This window comes from Planococcus sp. CAU13, from assembly GCF_000775575.1.
Taxonomy (GTDB): Bacteria; Bacillota; Bacilli; order Bacillales_A; family Planococcaceae; genus Planococcus.
Genome location: NZ_JRGN01000036.1, coordinates 1 through 1,605, shown reverse-complemented (window position 1 = coordinate 1,605; position 1,605 = coordinate 1). Strand labels below are relative to the sequence as shown.

Genomic DNA, 1,605 nt, shown 5'->3' with positions numbered 1-1,605 from the left:
AACAGGAAGAGCCGCGGCTCTTCCTGTTTTCAATTGAACTATTAAACTTCCGCTGTTTTAACTGCGCGTGAACGCTGCCAAGCCAATGTGATGAAGATGGTGACAAACAGCATAATCAGGCCCAGGATGAACGGGAAGATGATATTGATGTCGTAGAGCATGCCCGCGAGCAAAGGCCCTGCGACGTTCCCGATGCTCATATAGGCATTGTTCATGCCCATTGCAAACCCGACTTCGCCGTCCGCCATTTTGGAAATCAGCGTGTTCAGCACCGGACGGAGGATCGACGTCGCCAGGAAAATGATAAGTGAAACGCCGAAGAACATTGCGTAACTGCCTGCAAACAGGGACAGCAGGAAACCGAACGCGGCAACGCTGAGGAAGAAGACGAGAATCGCCACTTCCCCGAAGCGGCGGACGATGCGGTCAACGATGAACAATTGCACGATGACACTGACAACACCTGTCGCCGTAATCATGAACGCGATATCTTTGGCCGTCGAACTGAATTGATTGTCCAGATAAAGGCCGACGACGGATTCATAGGCGAGCAGGCCGAAGCTCATGACAAGTGTAATGATCAACGGAATAAAATACTGCTTTTTAGTGGAAGAAGCGATTTTCGACAGCATCGACTCTGTTTGAGTCATATCCAGCGCCAAATCGGCATCTGCCTCTGCAGCGTCGCTGTCTTTCAGCAGAACGAGTGAAAAGACTACTGCGCCAAGCGACACAAGCGCTGACACGAGAAACGGCAATTTCAGGCTGTAATCAGCCAGGAATCCGCCAATCCCGGGTCCGACAACGATACCAAGCGACATCGCCGCTGACACAAGGCTTGTCCCTTTTGCACGCTGGTCGAAGGTCGTGATGTCCGCGATGTAGGCGAAAATGGCCGGCACAAGCATGGCTGCGCCGATTCCCCCGATGATGCGGGAGAAGTAAAGCACCATGATAAGGTCGGATGCATAAAATACGAACATCGACAGCGTCAGGCCGGCAAGTCCGTAGATGATCATTTTGCGGCGGCCGTATTGGTCCGCCCATTTGCCGGCGATCGGCGAGAAGAAGAATTGCGCCGCCGCAAAAATAGCAATCATCAGACCGGCGGCCGTGCCGCCCTGGCCGATCGATTGGAGATAGGAAGGGAGAATCGGGATGATGATCCCGAAACTTGCGATGGCAATAAACATATTGATCATCAAAATAATGATTTTTTTGCGTTGATCGGATGACATGGTGTTCCTCTTTTCTAATTGTGTTAGTTATTGCCTTTTGTGTTTCTTCTATATAATCCGGCAATTGGATTATATAGAAAGAGGATCGAAAAAAATCTTTCAGTTATTTCCTGACCCGAAACTTTTTTTTGCTCAGATTCCCATATTATGCCGGCTGTCATTCATTGTCAATCAGTTGAACTTCAATTAAATGAGAAAAGCGCAAGCGCCCAAATTCAGATGCTAACCTAAGAACGCGACATCCTGTCGCAACGGTTAGCTGACCCGCATCCTGCGAACCCTCGACGGGCATAAGACGCTCTGGCGAAGCGGGGTGTTTTCAGCCGCACAGTCTCGAAAAAGCGGAAGTGCCTGTTCAGCTCTGACA

1 protein-coding gene is annotated in these 1,605 nt (G+C 50.2%); it reads right to left on the bottom strand.

The features are described 5' to 3' along the window. Positions 1-41 precede the first annotated feature (41 nt). The gene (locus KW93_RS01260) at positions 42-1,238 is read right to left on the bottom strand and encodes an MFS transporter (protein WP_033541142.1); all 1,197 of its coding nucleotides are present in this window, start codon (positions 1,236-1,238) and stop codon (positions 42-44) included. Positions 1,239-1,605: the final 367 nt, after the last annotated feature.